This is a genomic window from Campylobacter concisus, from assembly GCF_002165785.1.
Lineage (GTDB): Bacteria > Campylobacterota > Campylobacteria > Campylobacterales > Campylobacteraceae > Campylobacter_A > Campylobacter_A concisus_W.
On record NZ_NDYO01000001.1, the window covers coordinates 189,976 to 209,071 of the forward strand.

Here is a 19,096-nt window from a genome sequence, read left to right on the forward strand (position 1 = left end):
TTATAGATTACTTTAGCTAAAATATACTACAATGCCCAAATAAAGGAGCCAATATAAAAGCTTTAAAATCAACATTTGAGCGAATGAAACACCTTGATATAAATGAACTTATTAAATTTCATCTCGTCTTTGATGAGTTTGATTTAAAGCACTCATATTATGATGTTTTTGAAGCGATCGAGGCTGAAATTTTAAACAACTTCTTAGTCTTGATGCCAAAATTTTACTTCGAATCCGATACAAACGATGCTATAAAATCTGCTCTCATAAAACTCGCACGAAGCGATAGAAAAAAATTTAATGTAAATAAAATTTTACCTCAAAGCCTAGCTAGCAAAGTCTATGCAAAGCTTTTTGAAAAGAATTTTTTACTGCTTGAAAAAAGTAGAGAAGTACTTCCAAAAAGATCAAAAAACCAAATGCTAAAAAAAGAAGAAAGGGGCTATAAAGTTGAGGATAAAATACATTTTAATAGCCATTTTTCAAGGTTTTGGTTTAGATTTATAGAGCCAAATTTAAGCTTGCTAAAAGCTGGTAAAAATGATGAAATTTTAGCCATTATAAAAAGGGAATTTGACGAATATGCAAGCCTTGGATTTGAAATTTTATGCGGTGAACTCATGGCAAAAAAATTTCTGATTAATGGCATATTTTTAAGTAGCTTTTGGAGCAAAAATATAGAGCTTGATATGCTATTAAATATAGGCGGCAAGATCATAGTCGGCGAGGCAAAATACAAAGAGAGAAAAGTTTGTAAAAACGTGCTAAATTTACTATTAAAAAAATGTGAAAAGCTAAACATAACGCCAGATATTATTGCTCTTTTTTCAAAGAGTGGATTTAGTAGCGAGCTTTTAAACCTAAAGAATGAAAGGCTAAAGCTTTATGAAATTAGCGATTTTGAGGAACTTTTAAAATGAACGAACACGATATCCAAACTGGCTTAAAAAGCCTGATAGAGCAGACTTATCTGATAGAAAACGAATATAAAAATTTAACATCATCTTACGCAAACTTGCAAAATTTCATTAAAGATATTGTGGAAATTCTGCCAAATGCTATCTGGGTGTTAGATGAAAATGATGAGATTTTTTTACAAAACTCAGAAGCAGTAAAGCTTGGTAAAATTTTTAAAGAGATACCAAAAAAAGAAGGCGAGATAAATATAGATGGACAAATTTATCTTTTTAAAACAAGCTCTAAAGATAATAAACTAATAATCTCTGCAACAAACATAACAGCAGAAAAACGCACCGAGCGTCTTGCCTCTATGGGCCAAGTAGCAGCTCACCTAGCCCACGAGATTAGAAATCCGGTAGGCTCTATCTCACTTTTAGCTTCAACTCTACTTAAAAGAGCTGATGAGCGCATACAGCCTATCGTAAATCAAATACAAAAAGCTACATGGCGAGTCGAACGCATAATAAAAGCTACACTGCTTTTTACAAAGGGGCTTAATATAAATGCGCAAATTTTTGACTTTTCACAGCTTAAAAAAGAGTGCGAAGAGGCTATAAATTTTTACGACTATTCAAAGGATATTAAATTTAGCCTAGAATTTCCAGATGGCAAATATATGGGCGATCTTGATCTACTAGCCATTGTTTTCCAAAATATTTTATTTAACGCCATTGATGCCATCGAAGAGAGCGATGATGATGAAGGAGAGATCATTTTAAGCTATGAAAAAACACCAAGTGAGCATAAATTTATCGTTTATGATAGTGGCGAGCCTATCAAAGATAAAGCCATAGTCTTTGAGCCGTTTAAAAGCAGCAAGCTAAAAGGAAACGGCCTTGGACTACATCTTTGCTTACAGATCATAGAGGCTCACAAAGGCAGTATCGAGATCACACTAAATCCAAAAACATTTTGCATAAATTTACCAATTAAGGAGTGAAAATGAACATACAAAACGAACTTGAGGCTTTTAAAAAATCTCTTCAAACACTTGATTTGAGAGAAATTTCAAACGATGGAGCAAAAAACGTTGCATTTATCTGCATTGATATGATAGAGGCTTTTGCTGGCAGTGGTGCGCTCTCTAGTCAAAGAGTAGCTGCCTTATCAAAAGGGATCGCGACACTTTTTGATAAAGCATGGAAAGATTTTGGCTTTAGAAATTTTATCCTTATAGAAGATAGACACACCAGTGATTCAAAAGAATTTGAGACCTTTTTACCTCACGCAATGCTTGATACAAACGAGATAAAAACCGTAAAAGAGATAGAAAATCTAAGCTTTTTTAAAGAGATCAAAGCATTTTATAAAAACTCTTTAAGCATTGCGTTCAATAAAGAATTTGAGAAATTTTTAGAAGAGCATCCGGAGCTAGACACCTTTATAGTCACTGGAGATTGCACTGATATGTGTGTTTATCAGTGTGTTAGCTATCTTAAGCTGCGAGCAAATGAATACAATAAAAAAACAAGAGTTATCGTGCCGTTTGATCTAACACAAACATACGATATACCAGGACATAACGGCGATTTTTACCACGAGATGTTCTCTCTTCATATGAAGCTAGCACTTGGTGCTGATGTGGTAAAGAGTATTAAATTTTAAAGCTTGCTTGAAATATTTATGAGCCTATTTAGCTCGTCAAATTTAAAGCTAAGCTCGTCTTTATTTGCTACGATCTCATTAGGACTTTCGCTAAATTTCATATCACAGCTTAGCAAAAGTCCTTTTACAAGGATTTTGTGATCTAATTCGTAAGTGCTTAAACACTCATTTACTACGCTCAAAAGCTCATTTGCTAGCACTGGCTCTTCAAAGACTATATCCGATCTAAAAGCCACATACGCAGCTCCGCCCTCGTACTCTATCCTATAATAATTTTGCTCATCAAAAGCGGCGCAAGCAACCATGCTAATCGTGTGGCCATTAAAATTTTCATCTAGCTCAAATTGTGGCGTGCTAAATGCGCTAAGTCCAAATTTCTCGCCAAACTCACGTGCTTTATTTGCAAGCTCGAGCAACCGCTCATCAAAGCCATTTATATTTTCATAACCCCAAAGCCACGTATTTGACGAGAAGCTCTCAGAGCCGATAAACTGCATATCAAACTCACGCTCATCAAAGTAAATTTTACCGCTATCAAAATCAACCTGCCAGTTGCTACCTTCAACAAGTAGCTTAAATGCACGTTTTTGAAGTAATGTCGCTTTACCGACGCATGCGCTAAAAAGCTTGCTCCAGTTACTTTTATCTACGCCAAGCTTATCTAAAAACATCGCTTCTCTCAGGCCTTAGCAAGCTATTGCTTGAAGTGCTTTTTCTTTAAAGCTGTCATTTACAACAAATTTTGTCTTATAAACAAAAATTTGAGCAGTATTTTCATTTTTTATCTTAATAACAAGACGCTTATCATTGTTTGTGCCACTTTTTATATGTTCGTTATAGCCAAGATTATAAAGGTTAGTGATCTTATCTTTGCTAAGCTCACTAAGGCATAAAAGCACCTCTAGCTCAGCATATTCTCTTGCTCTTTGAGGCGTGCTGGCTTCTTCATTTTTAGAAAATTTAGAGTTTTGTTTTAGCTTTCTTGTCTTAAAGTCTAAATTTTGTGCATCTTCTAGGCTATAAACCTCGTTTAAATTTGTCCTTACAAATTGATCATCTTTTGTGATATTTATCCTAAAAGCATAAGGCAGGTCGCGTTTTGCTTCATCTTTTACTATATCTTCGATGTTACCAAGCTCTCTTTCAAAGACTGCGATCTCGATATTTCCATGAAAATCAAGCACATTTATAGTGCCCATTTTCTTGCCACTTTTGGTTATCCTTGTGCTAAAGTCTTCGATCTTGCCAACGACTAAAATTTCAGCGCTTTGAGGCAAGCTCTCAAATTCTGAACTTAGAGTGTATTTTATCTTATTAATCTCATCTTTATAATCATCAAGTGGATGACCAGAAAGGTAGATACCAACGCTCTCTTGCTCAAATTTTAAAATTTGTTTGATGTCAAATTCGTCATTTATCATGACAAAATTTATCTTCACATCATTCATGCTCTCATCTTCACCAAACAAGCTCTCAACTGCATTTTTACGGATCTGGGCAGCACTTTTGCAAGCTTCTATGATATTTTCTACATTTTGCATAAGCATCTTGCGACTAAAGCCAAACTCATCAAAACATCCAGCTTTTATAAGACTTTCAAAGACCTTTTTATTTACTTTAAATGGATCAATCCTTGAGACAAAGTCGTCCATACTCTTAAATTCGCCATTTGCTTCACGCTCAGTGATAATGTTTTCAATAGCCGCTCCACCAACGCCTTTAATCGCACCAAGCCCAAAGATAATGCCGTCATGATCGCCATTTTTAACGACGCTAAATTCTTTAGTTGATTTATTTATAGATGGCGGCAAGGTATCTATATTTATGCGTTTTATCTCATCAATATATCGAACGATCTTATCGACATTGCTCTCTTCGCTTGTAAGAAGTGCGGCCATAAATTCAGCCGGATAATAGGCCTTAAGATAAGCTGTCTGAAATGTGACGTAGGCGTAAGCTGCGGAGTGAGATTTATTAAAGCCATATCCTGCAAATTTTACAATTAGCTCAAAAAGATCGTCTGCTTTTTGTCCATTTAGTCCTTTTGCCTCAGCGCCTTTTACAAACTCACCCTTTAGCCTATCCATCTCTTCTTTGATCTTTTTACCCATCGCACGGCGCACAAGGTCCGCCCCGCCAAGGCTAAAGCCGCCTATAGCTTGAACGATTTGCATAACTTGTTCTTGATAGACGATGACACCGTATGTTGGCGCAAGGATCGGCTCAAGCTCTTTAAATGAGTAGGTTATCTCCGCCTCACCATGTTTTCTTTTGACGAAGTCATCAAGCATACCACTTTCCATCGGTCCTGGGCGGTAGAGCGCTAGCATCGCGACGATATCCTCGAAGCAGTCTGGACGCAAGCTAGTTCCTAGCTTTCTCATGCCCTCGCCCTCGATTTGGAAAATTCCTATCGCTTGGCCGCTTTGTATCATTTTATAAACATTAGAATCGTTTTTATCGATCTGCTCCCAAATGATATCCTTACCAGTTCGTTGTTTTACTAGCTTTATGGCATTATCGATAACTGTTAGTGTTTTTAGTCCAAGAAAGTCGAATTTAATTAAATCCACATCCTCAAGATATTTAAGGCTATACTGCGTAACATATCGATCTTCTGGGCTGTTTGGCTGACGAAATAGCGGAGTTTTGTTCCATAGCTCCTCATTTGAGATAACAACACCTGCTGCGTGCTGGCCGGCATTTCTATTTAGTCCCTCAAGGTCAAGTGCAAATTTCCAAATTTTAGCTGCCTTTGGATTTTGACTTATTAGTTCAGCTATCTTTGGCTCTTTTTCATAAGCATCTTTTAGCGTAATGCCTAGTTCATCAGGTATTAACTTTGCCATCGCATCAGCTTCGGCGTAAGGCATATCACAAACCCTAGCAACGTCTCTAATGACACCTTTTGCAAGCAATTTACCAAAGGTAATAACGCCAGCAACGTTAAATTTTCCATATTTTTGCGTAACATAGTCAATTATCTCGCCGCGTCTACTTTGACAAAAATCCACGTCAATATCTGGCATGCTAACACGCTCTGGGTTTAGAAATCTCTCAAAAAGTAGGTTGTATGGGATTGGATCAAGGTCAGTGATCTTTAATGAGTAAGCGACCAAGCTGCCAGCCGCAGAACCACGTCCTGGACCAACTGGCACACCTCTACTTTTAGCCTCATTTATGAAATCCCAAACGATCATCATGTAGCCTGGGAAATTCATTTTATTTATGATACCAATCTCTATCTCAAGGCGCTTTTTGTATTCGTCATGTAAATTTTCAGGGACAAATTTTAGCCTCTCTTCAAGCCCCTTTCTACATTCATATTCAAAAAATACAGCATCATTTTTAAAACTATATCTATTTTCAGGCTCTGGAAGTGTTAAATTTCTCTCTTTAGCATACTCAAGTGTAAATTTAAAATTTGGCGGAGTTGGGTTGCCAAGTTTGATCTCAAGATTGCACTTATCCACGATCTCTTGGGTATTTTCTATCACTTCAGGGATATCTAAAAATAGCTCACTCATCTGCTCTTTGCTCTTAACAAAAAACTCATGAACGCTGTGACGAAGTCGGTTTGGATCATCTAAAGTTTTGTTCATCGCGATACACATAAAAACCTCATGTGCGTCGGCCCGCTCTTTAAAAGTGTAGTGAGTATCGTTTGTGGCGATGACCTTTATGCCAGTCTCTTTGGCGATGCGTAAAATATCATCATCAATGCGTTTTTGATCGCCGATACCGTGACGCATGATCTCAAGATAAAAGTCATCTCCAAAAATTTCTTTATACTCAAGCGCGACCTCTTTTGCTCTCTCGTAGCCCTTTGCGCCAAATTTCACATTGCGGTCGCTTAAATTTAGATGCCAACTCACCTCGCCCTGCAAGCACGCTGAGCTACAAACCAAGCCCTCGCTGTGCTCTTTTAAAATTTTTTTATTTATACGAGGATAGTAGTAAAAGCCCTCGATGTAGCTCATGGAGCTAAGATACATTAAATTTTTATAGCCAGTCTCGTTTTTAGCGATTAGTATAAGGTGAAAGCGCTGTTTGGTGCTCTTATCATCAAGCTGCTCGCCGTTATGCACGTAAGCTTCGATGCCAATTAGCGGTTTTATCCCCTCTTTTTTCATCGCCTTGTAAAAATCTATCGCTCCAAACATATTGCCGTGATCAGTAATCGCCGCTGCTGTGTCACCTCTATCATGAAGCACATGAGCTAGCTCTTTTATCTTGTTTGCTCCGTCAAGTAGGGAGTATTCGGTGTGTAAATGCAGGTGTGTAAAGCTAGAATTTTCACTCATTTTTTATCCTTTTTTAATGAGTGGATTTTACAAAATTTTGGCTAATAAGGTGCTTGATGAAAACTTAATGTGAGCTTTAAAATTTATAGATTTTTTAAGCCTGTGACAAGAGCAAAGCGCATGGTTAAGCTGTCACACTGTGCTATTTAGCGTCTGGCAAATTTAAAAATTAGAGCTGGCATATCACGGCTTTAAATTTAGTAGTCTGCTAGGGCGAGTGAGTAATATTTTAAAATTTGTCTTGTGATGCATGCATTTTATTGAAATTAGAGCAAATTTTAAATTTTCATGAACGAGTAATTTCGGCTCTAAAATTTGAGCTAAGCGATAAGCGAAGCCAAATTTTAGTAGCCAATTCTTGCGAGTGAATGGAATTTTAAAATTTGCAAAAATAGTAAAATTCTATTTTTGAAATCCAGATTTTAAATTTATAAATTCTTTTATTCAAAAGGGAGACAAGGGGACTCGAGTTACGAGGCCGTCCCCTTATCCCCCTTTTTAAATCCCCCAAACCCTTCTCACGTTCAAGGTGCGTGCAATGGTGCTGGCGCACTGCATGCGTTCTATTCAAAAAGCCTCCCTCGAATTTTAAAATTTCGTAAACGAATAATTTCAGCTCTAAAATTTAAGCTAAGCGGTCAGTGAAGCTAAAATTTAGTAGTCAATTCTTGTGAGTGAGTAAAAATTAGATTAATTTAAAAGAATTAGATCGCGGACTAAGCCGCAATCCATTATAGATAAACTGGGATATTTGTGTGTTCTAAGAAAAATCTCGAAGTACCACCAAGCACCATTTCCATAAGACCATTTTCACCATATCTGCTAGCAACGATTAGATCAGCATTTCTATCAATAGCTGCTTTTAAAAGTGCTTCGCCAGGTATCATCGTAGTAGCAATCACTTCAAAAGTGGCTGATATGCCATGAATTTTGAAGTACTCTTCAAGCTTTTTAAGATTTAGCTCAGCATTGTCGCCAAGACTTGCTTTTGAGGTAATGCACTGAACCTTTTTCGCCTTTTTTAAAAGATCTATCGAGCCTGTTAATGCCCTTGAGCTTTGAGTAGTGCCTGTCCAGCTTACAAGGATATTATCAGCTTTAAACTCACGCATTTTTCTAGGGATTACAATCGCATTTTTACCACTTTTTAAAACAGCCGACTCAAATGTACCAGTGATCTTTCCATCAAGTGGCACAGCAGCCACAACTAGGTCGCAAAATTTACTCTCTTGCTCCACTATCGCGCTTCTTTTACCACTGTGAATAGTAAAATTTGCAGTGCAAACATCTTCAATGATTTCACTAGTTACTTTTATGCCAAGCTCAGCACAAATTTTATTGAAAATTTTCTCATTCTCTTCATGCTCGACAGCTAGTTCAGATTTAGCTGATTTTAGAAATTCTTCAAAAAGCACTCCTCCACGAAGCGTCATTTTCATATTATAAACTACGCTTGGGTCAAGCTGGCAAGTCATAATTTCCATATGTGTGTTAAACCACTGAGCAACCTTTAGGGCACCATAAATTCTTGGCTCGATATCGTCTCCAGCTCCTATTGGAAAAAGCAACTTTTTGTATTTCATCATCTGTCCTTTAAAATTTATTCAACCAAAGAGAGCGAAATCTTATTTCCTTTTTGCTCGCTCACACATACTTTGACCTGATCGCCTACGTTTAATGGGGTTTTTATCTTTGAGATATGAAGCAAGCCATCAATGCCATCTTTTAGCTCGATAAATACACCAAAATCAACAACACTCTTTACAGTTCCAAAAAACTCATCACCGATATTAAAATTTGGTTTTGAACGCTCTTTGTCGTGTTTAAACGGCTTTTTGCCAAATGAGCGTCCATTGTCTTTTGAAGTGATAGAGATGATGTAGTCTTTTGCAGCATCAACATTTTTCTTTGCTCCACCTGCGATTTTCACCTCGCCTTTTTCTCTATCAAGATCGATTGAGACTTCAAATTTCTCAATAATCTCTTTTATAGTCTTGCCAGCTTGTCCGATGATGTCTACGATCTTGCTTGGATCAACACTAAATAGCTCAAGCTTTGGAAGCACATCTTCATTTATTTTTATATTTTTATCTGCTTCTGTCATCAAAGATAAGATATGCTCTCTACCACGTTTTGCTTGATAAAGTGCCTCTTTTAGCACTTCTAAGCTAATGCCACCAAGCTTAATATCCATCTGAAGCGCTATGATGCCATCACTTGTGCCCGCTACTTTAAAGTCCATGTCGCCGTCATGATCTTCAAGTCCCATGATATCTGTTAGCACTGCATGCTTATCGCCTTCAAATATAAGACCCATAGCGACACCTGCGACAAGTTTTAAAGTATTTACGCCAGCTGCTCTAAGTGCGAGCGAGCCACCGCAAACGCTAGCCATCGAGCTTGAGCCGTTACTCTCTAAAATTTCTGAAACGACTCTTATTGTGTATGGTGAAGCTAGATCGATACTTGGTGCAAGGGCACGTTTGGCTAAATTTCCATGTCCAAGCTCACGTCTACCAGGAGCTTTTAGTGGGCTTGCCTCACCTACGCTAAAGCCTGGGAAGTTGTAGTTAAACATAAATTTCTCTACAAAAGGTACTTTTTCAGTGAGGATGTCATACATTTGAGCGTCACTGTCAGTGCCAAGAGTAGTGACAACTAGAGCCTGCGTCTGCCCTCTTGTAAAGAGGCATGAGCCATGTGCATTTGGGAGCACATTTGTCTCAATACTAATAGGCCTAACCTCTTCAAGACCACGTCCATCAGCTCTAACGCCATCGTTTATGATCTGCTCTCTTACGATTTTCTTTTTATATTTGCCAAGGACATTTGTGATGACAGCCTCGTCCCAGCCCTCTTTTTGAGCGACCTCATCGCTTGAAATTTGTTTCGCGATCTTACTAAGTTCGCTCGCTCGCTCGCTTTTTGCCATTTGGTTGATCGCATTTTTGACTTCAGCTTTATAAAATTTATCGATATAAATAGCGATATTTTCATTTTCTATTTCAGGTTTTAGCTCAAGCGCAGCGTCCTCTTTCTTATGCTCTTTGAAAGCTTCTTCGTAAGCACTGCTAGCTCTTAATATCGCCTTACCAGCAAAATCAATCGCTTCAACCATCATATCTTCGCTAAATTCATTCATTAGCTGTTTTTGAGCCATGCTATCACTTAAGCTCGGATCTATCATTGGCTCAATCGCAACCATTGGGATAAGCTGAGTAGTTTGCTGAGGCAAGCTTCTCATCTCGATCATCAAAAGCTCATCTTTTGTGCCAGCCACGTATAGATCGATCGCGCTTTGTTTTAGCTCAGAGTTGCTTGGGTTGATCACAAATTTTTCATCTATATAACCAACTCTCACTCCACAAACTGGGCGATTTACAGGGATGTCGCTAAGATATAGTGCAACTGAGGCTGCATTTAGACTTACAACCTGCAAATCAACCTCAGGATCAGCTGAAAGCACCATTACAACGATTTGAGTTGGATATGCGTAACCTTTTGGAAAAAGTGGTCTAAGAGATCTATCGATGATGCGAGCTGTTAGCGTTTCAAAGTCGCCTGGCTTTGTCTCGCGCTTAACGTAACCACCAGGAATTTTACCAGCGGCGTAAGCTTTTTCGATGTACTGCACCGTTAGAGGTAAAAAATCCTCCTCAACTTGCGTATCTTCTCTTGCAACAGTTGCTAAAACTACGGTATTTTTTACCCTCAAAAGCACTGCTCCGCTAGCTTGTTTTGCTACTTTATTAAGGTCAAAAATTTCAACCTGATTATTGACTTCTATACTATATTGCATTATTTTTATCTCCTTGTTGTTTTTGTAACGGCAAATAATAAGGGCTCTCTTCTAATATTGACATGATACGCTCACTCGTAGCTTCGATCTTTTTCTCGTAATACGAATCCACATCGATAAAATCAACGATCTTGTTTATCGTGTAAATTTCATCAACCATATCATTTAAATTTGTAAAGACATCAGTAGCAATCACTGGCGTTGCGTATGAGATGGATTTTACCTTCACATCAAGCAACGTCTTTATGCAAATGAGTGCCGTCATACCAGTCTCGCACCCCTCATCGATTAGTAAAATATTTTTATCTTTTAGCTCTCCTATCAAATTTCCTTTTCGGTATTTATAAACGTTTTTTAAAATTTTCTCTTCATATTTTCTATGTGCTTCGCCGTAAATGTAGTCATAGCTTATATTAAAGGCTTTTATAAGTTTATCATTTAACACTATATCTTCTGTCTCGCTAACTATTGCAACGTCGCATTCGCTATTATTTGGCGCAGGTATTGGCTCGCTAAAGAGCATCTCATAACTTAAATTTAAACTTCTACAAACCGCATCTGTAAGTATAACTGAATCAAGCGACATACAGACAACTATCATTTTTTTATCTACAAACTCTTTTTTTGGCAAAATTTCAATTAACTTGCTAGCAGCATCTAATTGATCTTTAAATTTAACTATTGTCATTTACTTAGCCATTTTATTTACTACTTGTTGAAGTAGTGCTGCTTTGCGAAAAGTCATAGTGTAAACCACCCATTGGGTAAAAATTGATCGTAAAATAAATACCGTTTTTCCTAGTTGAAGCCGATCCATTTGTCGTTGTTGTTGGCTCAACATCTTGTTGATAAATTATCCCGTAATTCCAGCATTTTCTTTGATGAAGTACACCAACTCTCCAGCTTTTTGTGTAGCTTCGCTCAATATCATATTGCCAGCCGCCAATAAGGCTGTATTGATGAGGCAATTTTACTCCAAGACCACTTGTAAAATAGCTATCTTTTGTCGCACTATTTTTTATTTTGCTATCATTTTTCTTCATGGTATGAAGCGTATTTAGCCAAAATAAATCATTTGTGTATGAAAATCCACTTTGTACCTTTTTAAGCTCTTTGCTCTTGTGTGAATACTCAAGCTTATTATAAAGGCTTAAATTTTCAAATGGATATAGATAGATAGCATTTTTTAAATTCGAATATTCATCTTCTTTTGTGTAATATCCTTGAGAAATGCTATGTTTTATAATCTTTCTACCATTAGAGTTAAAGAAATACTGCGTCAAATAACCAGAAATTTCTTCCTTACTCTGCTCTTGAGCCAAGAAATTTTCATACTCGTTTAGATTTTTATCATAGATAAACTCATCATCTAAATTTCCTTTTCTATAACCTGGTAGTAGATATTCAGCTCCAAAATTTAGAGTGTGGTAGAAGCTCTCATACGCTTTTGCAAGGTCAGTGTGAAGGGCAAATTTATGATAATTATTTACAAAATTTGTATGTTTATCTTCTCTTTTATCATCAAATGAATTTATCTTATTCTCGTAATTTATTCTTGATGCGTATAGATACTCGTAAAATGAAAATGTTAAGCTATCATCAAGTAGTGGTACATGCACTGAAGCTGGAAGTGTAAATTCATACTGAGTCGCTCTAACGCCTATCTTCCTATCGTATCTATGTGACTGAAGATCGAGTGAATATAAGATATTTGGCAAGACAATATCATCTGTAAATTTATGATACTGAAGCGATGGAAGCTCTTGAAGCGTGTCTTTGTTCTCATTTTTTGAGCCAATTTTTTCAGTGTCTATGTAGTATTTTGCATAAGCACCAAAATAATGATCGTCATTTGCGATGAAGTAGTTAAATTTAGAAGTTACAAGCGAATCATAATCATCATCCCTGCCCTTTAAATTTAAATAATCTATATCATTTAGCTTCGTTGCATCTATCCAAATTCCCTCTTGCAAATCCGCTTCACTAAGGTATCTTATAAGCTTATCTCTTTCGTATTTTAGTCCAATGCCTTTATGTGTTTTATTTTTTAGTTCGGCCTTATTTGAAGTCTCTCCTTTTTGCTTGACTTGGTAGCTGTTTTTATCAGTAAATGAGCCAAAGCTGATTTCACCCCTTGAATCAGGCGACTCAGTAAATCTAAACGCACCATAAATTCCAGCACCTCTGTTTGTTCTTATCTGCGGATCAAGCTCGAAGTCCCACTCATTATAAGGTGCAAAATAAATCGGCTGTTTGTAATAAAAGCCTTCAGATTTTCCGTATCCAAGCTCAGGTGGTAAAAGACCTGTTCTTCTTGTGGTATCTGTTGAAAAACCAAAATATGGCAAATAAAAAACTGGCACATTAGCTATACGAAAGACTGGGTTAAAAAGGTGTAAAAATTTGCTTTGTTTATTTAGCATAGCTGAGCTTGAAGTGATACTCCAGTCAGGATCTTGGACATTACAGCTTGAAACCATCGCCTTTTTTACTCTATAGTACTCGCTGTCAGAGCTGCTCTCATCGCTTCTCATCCATACTTCCATGTCTTTATTCATCATAAAAAGCGATTCAAAAGCAGTGTCATTATTTTTTAAATTTAGCTTTGCATAGTTTGAGCGAGAGACTTCACTCTTGCCCTTCATCATGTTGACGTTGCCAAATAGCTCGATAACCGAATTATTTTGATCATAAACTGCACAATCAGCTGTCACAAGGTAATCTTGTGAATATACAACAACATTTTTATTGGCCGTGACGATGCCTTTATCTTGCTTTACATCATCAGCCAAAAGCTGCACATCTTGCACAGCTGCACTTAAATTTAAAATACATACCGGAACTAAAAATAAAATTTTACGCATTTATCACCACTGTTTTTGCTATTTTGTCTTGCCAAGTCTGCCTAGCTGGATTTGCAAATGCCCATGCAAAACCAAGATAAAAACAAGCTTCACTAACCAACCTCAAAATCGCTCTTACCAAGCTTGAAATAAAATTTGGTCTATCTAAAATTTCTACATTAATGCACATCGTCTTTGTTAGCATTTGCCCAAGACTCGCACCATAATACCAAACAAAAAATGCATGATAAATAATCTTTAGTGCGACTATTTGCCAAAAGAAATTTAAGGTCAAATTTCTGGCTTCATCATAGCTCATAACCGACAAAAAGGCATCCCAGTAAATGATCAAAAACAAAAAAGAAACAATACATTCATCAATTGAGTAAGCTAGCACTCTTTTTGAAAATGGCGCTAGCGAAATTTCTTCTTTTTCAAGTTTTTCAACTATCTGCATACTCATTTTAATGCCTGCCAGGCAATATCTTTTCTATAATGTGCTCCGTCAAATTTTACATTTTCGCAAAGCTCATAAGCTCTATCACGTGCCTCTTTTATGCTCTTCGCAGTGGCAACGCAGACTAATACTCTGCCACCATCTGCATAAATTTCTCCGCCTTGCTCGCTAACACCAGCATAAGCAATGTGAGCATCTTTTACATCATTTAAAACTGAAATTTTAGCTTTTGGACTGCTTTTATACGGATAGTCCTTGCTAGCCATCACAACACCAACTGCAAATTCATCTTTTAGACTAATAGGCTTTAGCTCGCCCTTTGCAGCATTTAGTAAAATTTCACTTAGATTTCCGTCAATTAATGGCATCAATACCTCGCACTCAGGATCGCCAAATCTCACGTTAAACTCAAGTACATAAGGCTCATTTTTCACGATCATCAGTCCCACAAAAAGTACTCCACAAAACGGACTGCCCTCGTTTTTCATCCCTTTTAAAGTTGGCTTTACAATCTCTTCTTCGACCCTTTTTATCAGCTCTTTTGAAGCAAGTGAACTTGGAGCATAGGCGCCCATACCACCAGTATTTGGACCTTCGTCATTATCAAGCAGACGTTTATGATCTTGTGCCACTGGCAAACTTACAAAATTTTCGCCGTCACAAATAGCAAAAAAACTTAGCTCAAAGCCGTCTAAAAACTCTTCAACAACAACAAATTTACCAGCATCACCAAAGCTGGCTCCGCTTAGCATGTCGCTAACTGCCTCTTTGGCTTCTTCTTTAGAATTTGCGATTATAACGCCTTTTCCAGCACAAAGACCATCGGCCTTTACGACCATCGGCGCGCTTAAGGTATCAATAAATTTAAATGCTTTTTCTTTATCATCTGTGTTTAAATATTTTGCAGTTTTTATGTTATTTCTAGCTAAAAAGTCCTTCATATAGGCCTTGCTAGCTTCAAGTCTAGCAGCTGCTTTGCTTGGTCCAAAGATGAGCAAACCCTCTTTTTTAAAGATATCCACTACGCCTTCACTAAGCGGCGCTTCAGGGCCTACGATAGTTAGAGCAATATCATTTTGTTTAGCAAATTTTGCAAGCTCATAAAAGTCTTTTATATTTAAATTCTCGCCAAGGCGTGAGGTCGCACCATTTCCCGGCGCAAAGTATAAATTTATATTTTTTTCGTTTTTTAGTTTTAGAGCAATGGCGTATTCGCGGCCGCCACTTCCTATTATGAGAATATTCATTTCATCTCCGTAAATTTAAAAACCCGAGTGGGCGTCGCATAGAAGAGTGGCCCATAAACAAAGCCAATCTTGCAAATAGATAGATACCAAACGGTTGCAACTTCTCGCCTTTTCAGACTCAAACGAAGCCACATCACAAGGCACCCATACCTTTTCGCTAACAAAAAAGTGTTGGACCCCGTAAAATGCTGACTCGCTTCACTCAGGCAATAAAATTATATAAATTCTTTGCTTAAAGTAATGTTTTGGCAAGCGCGATACAGGCGTTTATATCTTGACTTTGGCTCACTATTGGCTCAGTAAATTTTAGCTCTTTTGCAGTGACCTTTCCAATGCTTATCGCTTGATAGCTCTCATCCCAGCCAAAATTACTAAGAAAATTTTTGACATTTAGTGGAGAAGCAAAGATCAAGATACTATTTTTTGATGGTTTTAGCTCCATTTTGCAAGGATTTAAGACATTTTCATAGGCAAAAATCGCCTTTATGTTTACTCCGCCATCTTGTAAAATTTCTAAGAAATTTGAAGCGCTATCTTTACCTTTTAGATAAAGAACCTGTTTGCCCTTTAAAAGTGGTAAAATTTCTCTTGCAAAGCCATCTCCGTGAGCGTTCTTTCCGGTATAAATTTCACTAAATCCAAACTCTCTTGCGGCTGCCGCACAACTATTTGCGATGGCAAAGACTGGCAAATTTATAGCTTTTATATTGTTAAATTTTAATGCATTAAAAGCATTTTTAGAAGTAGCTACCAGCACATCATAGTCACTTAAATTTAGTTCAAATTTCAAAAACTCTATCTTGCTAACGCTTAAATTTACAACGCTCTCATCAGCAGTTTTTGTATTTGAAATAAGATAAATTTTACGCAACTCTTTTTAACCTAAAAAATGATATCAAAGCAAGTAATGTGCAGGCTAAAATAACAATAGAAGTCGAATAAAATATATCACCAAGCCCAACTAGCGGAGAGACGACGCCACCTAAGAAAAATGGACAAAATCCAAGTATCGCTGAGGCTGAACCTGCGTATTCTCTGCCTTCATTCATGGCTAGCGATGAAGCAGTTGGCAAGACAAATCCTGTAAAAAGAAGCAATAAAAAAAATGCGATAATGACGCCGATCACTTCAAATTTAAAGCAAAGCATGAAAGCAATAAAAACACTAGCAAACAAGGTACCAAAAAGCCCGGTTTTGAGCGCTTTTCTCTCATTTAAAAGACTAGCAAGTCTTGCTCCTATAACAAGCCCTAAACCATTTGAAGCAAAACAAAAGCTATAACTTACTGGACTTAGAGAATAAAATTCTTGAAAAATAAACGAAGATGACGCTATATAGGCAAACATCGCGCCCATCGCAAATGTCTGAATGCTTACGAAAAGCATAAATTTTTTCTTTCTTAAAATTTTACCAAAAACACTATAAGTCACTAGCAAAGGCATTTTTAAGCGATTTGACTGACTCAAGCTCTCTTTGAAATAAAAATTTGCGATAAAAAGCAAAATACCAATGATGGTTAGCGCCATAAAGATGCCGCGCCAGTCGGTAAATTTAAGTAGCAAGCTGCCACCAATTGGCGAGAGTATCGGAGCAAGACCATTTACAACCATCATAAGACTAAAAAATTTAGTCATTTCATGACCCTTATAAAGATCACTCACAACAGCCCTTGAGATGACTAAGCTACCGGCACTTGCTAGCCCTTGAATAATTCTCATAAAGATAAAAAACTGGATATTTTGTGCAAAAAATATAAAAATAGTGCTTATCGTATAGACGATGAGCGAGATGGTAAGGGGCAGTTTCCGGCCAAATTTATCACTTATTGGGCCAACTATAAGCTGACCTATAGCTAAGCCCGCCATCGATGTCGTGATCGTTAATTGCGTAGCTGTGACACTTGTTTTAAACCACTCGGTAATAGCCGGAAGTGCTGGCAAATAAAGATCTGTAACAAATGGTCCAAAGGCAGAGAGAGCGCCTAAAAATAGCAATAAAAATAGTTTGGAATTTTCTTTTTTCATAACTCTTCTTTAAATTTTTTAAAGAGATTATATTATGACTTTACTTTTTGCTTTATTAAGTATAAATTTGCTACTGTTATTATAAAAAGCCCTAAAAATAGGGCTTGGTATTACATTTTGTCTTTAGTGACGATTAAGAGCATTTTAAATTTATCTTTTATCTTTAATCCGTGTGGTATTTTGCCCGGAAGCACGATGGTATCGCCTTTTTTGATATCAAAATGCTCATCACCAATAGTTAGCTTCATCTCGCCATCAAGTGCTATAAGTAGTGCATCGCCTGGAGCTGCGTGAGTTGAGAGCTCTTGGTCTGTGTCAAAACTAAGCAGCGACATCGAGCCATTCTCATTTTTAACAAGCGTCTTGCTAACTATCTTGCCTTTTTCGTATTCCACTGCATCAACTAAGCTAAAAATAGCTGCCTTAGGTAAATGATCTATCATAACATTCTCCTTAAAATCTATTAGTAAATATTTTGTTTTCTTTGTAAATTTGAGTTTTCGCCAGGTTTTTGCCTCGATAAGGCAGGCTTCGTCGCTCCCAAGCTTCATCTGCTTTTTGCCATACTCAAGTTGCGCTTCGCCATCTATCACCCAGGCAAGGCTATCTATAAAAAGCATCTCGTGATCTAGCTCCTCACCCTCGTCAAATGCGTATATATCAACGCTTGCGTTTTTATTTTGAAAGAGCCTTTTGCTAACGACACTTTTTTTAACTATATTTGTGTCTTTGTCTAGATTATAAATTTGACTCATTTTATATCCTTTTTTGCAAAATTATAAAAGGTTGAGAGCTAAATTTCATTGACCAATGTTAATAAAAAGAGAAAATATATCCTAATTAAAACTAGTACCTATCAAGAAGTTCCTTTTACAAAAAATTCCATAAAATGGATATGGTGCCTATTCCTTCACAACTTCTATACTTTTAAATGTATGCCTTTATTTCTTAAATTTTCTATGCAATCAGCCAGATATTCAATATTATGCTCTTTGTAAATTGGACTGCCTATAATTTCCTCTTTAAGATTATCATACTTTTCTGCTGTCCTTCCTCTATAATTTTTATCTTTCCATTCCGCAGAAACATTATATCCCCTTTTTCCCATCTCCTCCATAACCAATACATGGTAAACAAAAAGATGATACGGAGAATATGAAAACACATAGTCCACAGTTTTATGTTTCTTTTTCCATCCATTGCCCCTCAAAGCACAACACTCCCTATGTTGTCCAAGAAGCTGATTTTTGGGCAATAAGTGGATAAGTTTTTCATGCCATAGTCTCATATTGTTTCTCCTGTTAACAAGGTTGATTTTTCTAAATATTCATTAGGGTATTTCTTTAGTAAAGTGTTAATGTATTCAATTACAACCTTCTGACTATTTTCCCCTTCCATATATTTATTTAATATATCAAATAATGCCTGTTTTTCAATTGTACTTGCTTCTTTTTTGAAATATCCCCATATGTGAAGAACGGCATTACTAAAATCTTTTTTACTCTCCTTCATATCTCTTGTTTCACGTATTTTTTCATTTAGCCATAAAACATCCAGTTCTTTTTCCTTCAAGTACTCCCTTATCTCCAGATATGCTTTATGCGATTTGCTTAGTACATAATATTTATTTTTTGCCCATAATTCTTCACATTCTATTTTGGTATCTTTGTGTCTCATGTTGACGCTTCTTTCAAAATATTCAAACTAAAATAAATCCCATATAATGTATCACCATTTAAGCACTTATTAATAGCATTTAATTTTTTGTTTAGGTAAGGTATAAATAAATATGCTGCATTATTAGTATGTTAAAGTGGGCTCAGATACAAAGGATTTTTATTACTATAAGAGCTATTC

Annotated in this window: 16 protein-coding genes; 3 read left to right on the forward strand and 13 right to left on the reverse strand. The window is 36.7% G+C overall.

Annotation, left to right across the window (positions count from 1 at the left end; translation table 11 throughout):
* Window positions 1–83 precede the first annotated feature (83 nt).
* Genes B9N62_RS00980 through B9N62_RS00990 form a run of 3 tightly spaced genes read left to right on the forward strand, consistent with a single transcriptional unit; the run spans window position 84 to window position 2,565 of the window.
* A complete protein-coding gene (locus B9N62_RS00980; protein WP_087583973.1) occupies window positions 84–920 on the forward strand; it encodes a DUF234 domain-containing protein in 837 nt (278 codons plus the stop codon).
* On the forward strand, window positions 917–1,900 hold the full coding sequence (locus B9N62_RS00985) for a sensor histidine kinase (protein WP_087583974.1): 984 nt from the start codon (window positions 917–919) through the stop codon (window positions 1,898–1,900). Before B9N62_RS00980 ends, B9N62_RS00985 begins: the two co-directional genes overlap by 4 nt.
* 2 nt (window positions 1,901–1,902) lie before the next feature.
* Window positions 1,903–2,565: a cysteine hydrolase family protein gene (locus tag B9N62_RS00990; RefSeq protein ID WP_087583975.1), complete on the forward strand. Its 663-nt coding sequence runs from the start codon at window positions 1,903–1,905 to the stop codon at window positions 2,563–2,565.
* On the opposite strand, the gene B9N62_RS00995 is transcribed toward B9N62_RS00990, so the two are convergent.
* From B9N62_RS00995 to B9N62_RS01060, 13 genes are all read right to left on the reverse strand, one after another.
* Entirely contained in the window at window positions 2,562–3,236 is a 675-nt protein-coding gene (locus B9N62_RS00995; RefSeq protein WP_087583976.1) for a DUF6882 domain-containing protein, read from the reverse strand. The genes B9N62_RS00990 and B9N62_RS00995 overlap by 4 nt on opposite strands.
* Window positions 3,237–3,251: 15 nt before the next feature.
* The gene (gene dnaE / locus B9N62_RS01000) at window positions 3,252–6,869 is read right to left on the reverse strand and encodes a DNA polymerase III subunit alpha (RefSeq protein ID WP_087583977.1); all 3,618 of its coding nucleotides are present in this window, start codon (window positions 6,867–6,869) and stop codon (window positions 3,252–3,254) included.
* 731 nt (window positions 6,870–7,600) lie between these two features.
* A complete protein-coding gene (locus tag B9N62_RS01010) occupies window positions 7,601–8,452 on the reverse strand; it encodes a universal stress protein (RefSeq protein ID WP_021091781.1) in 852 nt (283 codons plus the stop codon).
* Window positions 8,453–8,469: 17 nt separating this feature from the next.
* Window positions 8,470–10,668, reverse strand: coding sequence for a polyribonucleotide nucleotidyltransferase (locus B9N62_RS01015; protein ID WP_087583978.1), 2,199 nt, complete (start codon window positions 10,666–10,668; stop codon window positions 8,470–8,472).
* Window positions 10,658–11,356, reverse strand: a complete 699-nt coding sequence (locus B9N62_RS01020) for a sodium:proton antiporter (protein ID WP_087583979.1) — start codon at window positions 11,354–11,356, stop codon at window positions 10,658–10,660. The genes B9N62_RS01015 and B9N62_RS01020 overlap by 11 nt, the downstream gene beginning before the upstream one ends.
* A 13-nt stretch (window positions 11,357–11,369) precedes the next feature.
* Entirely contained in the window at window positions 11,370–13,532 is a 2,163-nt protein-coding gene (locus tag B9N62_RS01025; RefSeq protein ID WP_087583980.1) for an LPS-assembly protein LptD, read from the reverse strand.
* On the reverse strand, window positions 13,525–13,974 hold the full coding sequence (locus tag B9N62_RS01030; protein ID WP_087583981.1) for an RDD family protein: 450 nt from the start codon (window positions 13,972–13,974) through the stop codon (window positions 13,525–13,527). The genes B9N62_RS01025 and B9N62_RS01030 overlap by 8 nt, the downstream gene beginning before the upstream one ends.
* Entirely contained in the window at window positions 13,971–15,215 is a 1,245-nt protein-coding gene (gene purD, locus B9N62_RS01035) for a phosphoribosylamine--glycine ligase (RefSeq protein WP_087583982.1), read from the reverse strand. The genes B9N62_RS01030 and purD overlap by 4 nt, the downstream gene beginning before the upstream one ends.
* Before the next feature lie 232 nt (window positions 15,216–15,447).
* Complete coding sequence (locus tag B9N62_RS01040) at window positions 15,448–16,086, reverse strand: uroporphyrinogen-III synthase (protein WP_087583983.1); 639 nt, start codon at window positions 16,084–16,086, stop codon at window positions 15,448–15,450.
* Complete coding sequence (locus B9N62_RS01045) at window positions 16,079–17,239, reverse strand: multidrug effflux MFS transporter (RefSeq protein WP_087583984.1); 1,161 nt, start codon at window positions 17,237–17,239, stop codon at window positions 16,079–16,081. The genes B9N62_RS01040 and B9N62_RS01045 overlap by 8 nt, the downstream gene beginning before the upstream one ends.
* A gap of 110 nt (window positions 17,240–17,349) precedes the next feature.
* Window positions 17,350–17,994 (reverse strand): cupin domain-containing protein, encoded by a 645-nt coding sequence (locus B9N62_RS01050; protein WP_087583985.1) that lies wholly within the window; start codon window positions 17,992–17,994, stop codon window positions 17,350–17,352.
* 164 nt (window positions 17,995–18,158) lie between these two features.
* Window positions 18,159–18,527 (reverse strand): TIGR02328 family protein, encoded by a 369-nt coding sequence (locus B9N62_RS01055; protein WP_087583986.1) that lies wholly within the window; start codon window positions 18,525–18,527, stop codon window positions 18,159–18,161.
* On the reverse strand, window positions 18,524–18,916 hold the full coding sequence (locus B9N62_RS01060) for a YbgA family protein (RefSeq protein WP_087583987.1): 393 nt from the start codon (window positions 18,914–18,916) through the stop codon (window positions 18,524–18,526). Before B9N62_RS01060 ends, B9N62_RS01055 begins: the two co-directional genes overlap by 4 nt.
* Window positions 18,917–19,096: the final 180 nt, after the last annotated feature.

Excerpts from the sequence above, each read along its gene's own strand:
- B9N62_RS00995 (WP_087583976.1), bottom strand. The coding sequence starts at position 3,236 with ATGTTTTTAGATAAGCTTGGCGTAGATAAAAGTAACTGGAGCAAGCTT.
- B9N62_RS01030 (WP_087583981.1), bottom strand. The coding sequence starts at position 13,974 with ATGAGTATGCAGATAGTTGAAAAACTTGAAAAAGAAGAAATTTCGCTA.
- purD (WP_087583982.1), bottom strand. The coding sequence starts at position 15,215 with ATGAATATTCTCATAATAGGAAGTGGCGGCCGCGAATACGCCATTGCT.
- B9N62_RS01050 (WP_087583985.1), bottom strand. The coding sequence starts at position 17,994 with ATGAGTCAAATTTATAATCTAGACAAAGACACAAATATAGTTAAAAAA.
- B9N62_RS00985 (WP_087583974.1), top strand. The coding sequence starts at position 917 with ATGAACGAACACGATATCCAAACTGGCTTAAAAAGCCTGATAGAGCAG.
- B9N62_RS00980 (WP_087583973.1), top strand. The coding sequence starts at position 84 with ATGAAACACCTTGATATAAATGAACTTATTAAATTTCATCTCGTCTTT.
- B9N62_RS00990 (WP_087583975.1), top strand. The coding sequence starts at position 1,903 with ATGAACATACAAAACGAACTTGAGGCTTTTAAAAAATCTCTTCAAACA.
- B9N62_RS01020 (WP_087583979.1), bottom strand. The coding sequence starts at position 11,356 with ATGACAATAGTTAAATTTAAAGATCAATTAGATGCTGCTAGCAAGTTA.
- dnaE (WP_087583977.1), bottom strand. The coding sequence starts at position 6,869 with ATGAGTGAAAATTCTAGCTTTACACACCTGCATTTACACACCGAATAC.
- B9N62_RS01015 (WP_087583978.1), bottom strand. The coding sequence starts at position 10,668 with ATGCAATATAGTATAGAAGTCAATAATCAGGTTGAAATTTTTGACCTT.
- B9N62_RS01010 (WP_021091781.1), bottom strand. The coding sequence starts at position 8,452 with ATGAAATACAAAAAGTTGCTTTTTCCAATAGGAGCTGGAGACGATATC.
- B9N62_RS01025 (WP_087583980.1), bottom strand. The coding sequence starts at position 13,532 with ATGCGTAAAATTTTATTTTTAGTTCCGGTATGTATTTTAAATTTAAGT.
- B9N62_RS01045 (WP_087583984.1), bottom strand. The coding sequence starts at position 17,239 with ATGAAAAAAGAAAATTCCAAACTATTTTTATTGCTATTTTTAGGCGCT.
- B9N62_RS01055 (WP_087583986.1), bottom strand. The coding sequence starts at position 18,527 with ATGAGACTATGGCATGAAAAACTTATCCACTTATTGCCCAAAAATCAG.
- B9N62_RS01060 (WP_087583987.1), bottom strand. The coding sequence starts at position 18,916 with ATGAGACACAAAGATACCAAAATAGAATGTGAAGAATTATGGGCAAAA.